Origin of the sequence: Nocardia sp. NPDC058666, from assembly GCF_042714895.1 — a bacterium.
GTDB lineage: Bacteria > Actinomycetota > Actinomycetes > Mycobacteriales > Mycobacteriaceae > Nocardia.
Genome location: NZ_JBHXRY010000034.1, coordinates 1 through 4,505 on the forward strand (window position 1 = coordinate 1; position 4,505 = coordinate 4,505).

General features: G+C 73.0%; 2 protein-coding genes and 1 pseudogene. 2 read left to right on the forward strand and 1 reads right to left on the reverse strand.

The window, feature by feature from the left end; genetic code table 11:
* The first annotated feature begins 1,710 nt into the window (after nucleotides 1-1,710).
* Nucleotides 1,711-2,115 carry a MerR family transcriptional regulator gene (locus ACFWVD_RS27995; RefSeq protein ID WP_081521179.1) on the forward strand — a complete coding sequence of 135 codons (405 nt, stop codon included), beginning with the start codon at nucleotides 1,711-1,713 and terminating at the stop codon, nucleotides 2,113-2,115.
* Between the two features lie 98 nt (nucleotides 2,116-2,213).
* Nucleotides 2,214-2,885, forward strand: a complete 672-nt coding sequence (locus tag ACFWVD_RS28000) for an alcohol dehydrogenase catalytic domain-containing protein (protein WP_379247830.1) — start codon at nucleotides 2,214-2,216, stop codon at nucleotides 2,883-2,885.
* A gap of 1,125 nt (nucleotides 2,886-4,010) precedes the next feature.
* On the opposite strand, the pseudogene ACFWVD_RS28005 reads toward ACFWVD_RS28000, so the two are convergent.
* A pseudogene (locus ACFWVD_RS28005) lies at nucleotides 4,011-4,505 on the reverse strand (hypothetical protein); the annotation flags it as partial.

Genomic DNA, 4,505 nt, shown 5'->3' on the forward strand with positions numbered 1-4,505 from the left:
CACCTCCCCCGGCAACGGCCTCGCCACCCCCGACCGGACACCCCCCACCCCCCCCACCACGCGACACCGTTCACACCGGGGGTCCCGCCCCATGCCCCCGCACACCACCGGCCCAGTCGGCGCCGCAGGAACCCCCGGCCGGAACACCGGCGGGGACCACTCCCAGCGGCACCGAACGCCCCCACCACGGGGCGCAGCACGCCCAACAATGGGGGGAGCCGACCCGGGCAACCGACCGGACACCTCCCCTCGCAGCAGCCCGCGTCCACACCGGGCCCCCGTCCCTGAACCAGGGGGCGCGAACACCGGGGGCACCGGGATGGACTCGCATCGGCTGCCTGGGGACAGCACCCTTTACCGACAACGACGTTCACGCCCGCCGGAGCCATGACGGCGCCAAGAGCGCGCCCACCGCAGCCGGGGCCCCGGTCCGGGGCGTCGTGCCGGCCCCCTCGCATCAGCCGCTGTCCACGCCGGGCCCCGCAGCAGCCCGTGGTTCACGCCAGGACCATCGCCCCGCACCACGGCGCGGGCAGGCACGCCGCACCAGAGTGTCCGGCCGGGACCTCGGAGCGGCCCCGCACCCCAGCCGTCGCCCGGGAAACCCGGCACGCAGCGGCCGAACACACAGTGCGGCCGCCCGGACGGGATCGGTCGGACCCCCTGCAGCAACCGCAGTCCACACCAACGCCCCGGCACGGCACGGCACGGCACGTGGGGGCGCAGTCCCCGAAGCGGAGGAGGCTCATCCGCGGACGGCCGCCCCGACAACCTCCCCCACCACCGCCCATGTTCATGCCGGAGCCGCCGCCCTGCGCACCTGCACCACACCGAAACGGGGGTGTCCGGTGCCGGGCGAGCGGCCCGACAGCCCCGCACGGCAGCCCCGTTCACGCCAGGGCCCGCAACGAGGGCCCGGAGAGGCGCAGGCAACGAAACGCAACGGCACGCAACGGCACACAGGGGCGACCCGGCCCGGACACCCGACCGCACCACACCCGCCCAAGCGCACGATGCGCACGCCCAGGCCCCTGCCGGTAAACCAGGGGCGTGCGGGCGCGGAAACGGGATCCCGCCCCGGGCATCGGGACAGACACGCCCCTGCGGCAGCCGGTGTTCACGCCGGGGCCGCAACCCGGCACGAAAGTTCAGGCACGAAACCAGGGGCCGCCCGACCCGGGCGACCGACCCGACAGCACCCGCGCCCATCCGGTGTTCACGCACGGCCACGACCCAGGACCCGGGACCCGGGCCACCGGTCCCCGGACAGCAGGGTCACCCGGCCCAGGACCTCCGACCGGCCACCCCCTGACGGCAGCCCGCCTCCATACCAGGCCCCCCGCCCCGGAACCAGGGGACGCAGACACCGGACACAAGGACGACCCGACCCGGCTGCCCCCGGCCTGGCAACACCCGCGGCGGCAGCAGAAGTTCACGCCCACCGAGTGGGATGTGGCGGCGTCACGGGCCACGGGCCGCGGGCCGCGGGGCGCCGAAGCCGGGCGTGCCCCCGTCCCCGGGCGCCGCACCGGAGCCCCCTGGCGGCAGCCCGTGCCGGCATACGGCGACAAGGGCTCAGGCGTGTACGGGCGAACGTGCTCAGCCGTGGGGCGGCGGGCACGGCAACCCTGCCGCGGTAGGGGGTGTCCGCAGGCGACCATGACGCATCGGCGCTCCGCACCCGCAGGCCGCGGGCGTAGGCTCTGCGGGATGCGGATAGGCGAGCTTGCCCGGCGCACGGGCGTGAGCCCGCGCTCACTGCGGTACTACGAGGACCAGGGGCTGCTGACCAGCTCACGCTCCGACGCGGGGCAGCGTCACTACGCCGATGCTGCGGTCCAGCGCGTGGCACTCATCAGACAGTTGTTCGACGCGGGGCTGTCCAGCCGGGTGATCGCGACCGTACTGCCGTGTGTGGACATCCCCGGTGACCCGGGCGTCGCCGAGGAGACGTTCACGGCGATGATGCGCGAGCGCGACCGGATCGACGCCGATATCGCGCACCTGATCGAGACCCGGGATGCACTCGACGCACTGATCAGGGCCAACAGCCGGCACCGGGCGCAGCTGTCCACGGCCCCGACAACCGGCGGCGCAGCCGACCTGATGCTGTGACCTGCATCTCATCGCGTTGCCCCTGACATCAATGGCAGGGGTGAGGGTGGCGACAGCGCCCGCATTCAGCGGGCCGGTCGTACGAGAGGCGGCGGAAGATGGGACAGGCATGGGGTTTCGACAGGCACGGCGGGCCCGAGGTGCAGGCGTTCTTCGATCGCCCCGATCCCGTACCCGGTCGCGGTGAGGTACTGATCCGGGTCGACGTCGCCGGCGTCAATCCCCTCGACCACCTGCTGCGCTCGGGCCCGGTCGACGGGCTCGACGGCGGGCGTCCCTTTCCCCGCGTGCTGGGCATGGAGGCAGCCGGAACCGTTCTCGCCCGGGGCCAGGACGTCACCGGGCTCGAGGTGGGCGACGCAGTCTTCGGCTTCGCGCTGACCGGTGGCACCTACGCCCAGACCACGGTGCTGTCCGCGGCGAACACCGCGCGCATCCCGGCGGGCCTGTCCGCAACCGTGGCGGCAACACTGCCGGTGGCCGGGACGACCGCGGTGGACGTCCTCGACCAACTCGGACTCCCCGCCGGCGCCACGGTCCTGGTCAACGGAGTCGGAGGCGGAGTCGGCCTCGCCGTCACCCGGCTGGCCATCGGACGCCGGCTGCACGTCATCGGCACCGGGAGCACCGCCAAACGCGAACACGCCGAGAGCCTGGGGGCGCTCTTCATCGACTACACCACCCAGGACGTCGCCGCCGCGGCACGCAAGCTCGTTCCGGACGGCTTCGACGCGATCGTCGACCTGGTCGCAGGCACCTCATCAAGGTGACATGAGAAACACCCGGCCACCCGACAACGTCAACCGGCCAAGGCGGACCGCCAAGAACGACAACCTCCCGAGGCGGAGCCGGGACGAACGTGACCCACGGTCGGCGCACCATCGACCGAGCACATTCACCTGTACCGAGTCGAACCCCTTCACCGGTACGCCACCAGCCCGCGCCCCCACCAAGCCACCACCCCACCACCCGGGGCCCAAGACACCGGACACAAGGAAGACCCGGCCCGGCTCTCCGGCGGACAACACACTGCGTGACACACGATGTTCACGCCCTGCCAAACCCGTGACGGCGCCCAGGTCGTCTCTTTCGGATCTTGTCGGGTGAGCCCGCGGTGTCCGGTGCCGTACACGGCAAGGCGGAGGGGCGCCCGTGTACTGGACGTACTCGGGTGCCCCGACAACGCGGCCGGGTGCGGTGCCGGGCGTCGCGGGCCCGGCAAGATCCGAAAGAGACGGCCTGGGGCGCATGGGCCGCCGCGCCGAAACCATGGGCCGCAGGCACCGTACACATGGATGACCCGGCCCAGCTGCCCAGCTGCCCAGCCGCCCAGCCGCCCAGCTGCCCAGCTGCCAGCTACCCAAGGACAACGCCCCCTTGCCGCACGCGATGTTCACGCCCGCGCCAACACCGTGACGGCGCCAGCGGGGCGCACGGACGCCGAAGCCCGGGGCCCCCCGGTGCGACCGCCGCACCGGCCCCCACACACCAGCCCCTGCCCACACCAAGCCACCACCCACGGGGCCGAAGACACCGGACACAGCAACGACCCGACCCCCCTGCCCCACAGGCAACACCCCCCACATCAGCAGACGTTCACACCCGCCAAGGCCGTACCGGCACCCGCGCCGACCGCACACGGACGCCCGAGCCACCAAGCCCCGACCGGTACTGACACGGACCCCGACACGACAACCGGAATCCACACCAGGCCACCACCCCCGACCACCCGCCGCAAACACCCGACACCACAACAACCCAGCCCCAGCCCGGGCCCCGGCCCCGGCCCCCGGACCGGCCCAAGAGGGGAAGAGCATCGGCGCCCGGACCGGCCCAGGAGGGGAAGAGCATCGGGGCCCGGACCCCGGCCCAGGAGGGGGAGAGCATCGGGGCCGTCAGGCAGGGTTCCCGCCCGACAGCACCGACCGGTACCACGGAGCACACTCCGCGAACGCCTCCACGAACCCAGGCCCCGGCGAAACCCTCACCTGCGACCACAACCGCCCACTGTCATACCAGCGATCAACGCCCACCAACCGCACCCGCCGCGCCAACACCCCACCCTGCGCACCCCCCACCCACTCCAACGCCCCCGCCAGATCAACCTCCCCCACCGGCAACCCCAACCCCAACGCACCCGCAACCGTCTCCACCAACACCCGCACACTCACCGGCTCCGGATGCCCCGCATGCAACACCCCACCCCCCACCCGCCCACCCCCCACCGCCAACTCCGCCAACACCCCCGCCAACACATCCACCGAAACCAATGACAAACGCGCCCGCCCACCCTCCACCCACACCGGCACACGCCCCAACAACTCCACCAACCCCGGCACCACCCACCGATCCCCCCGCCCGAACACCAAATGTGATGGTGGCGCGGTACG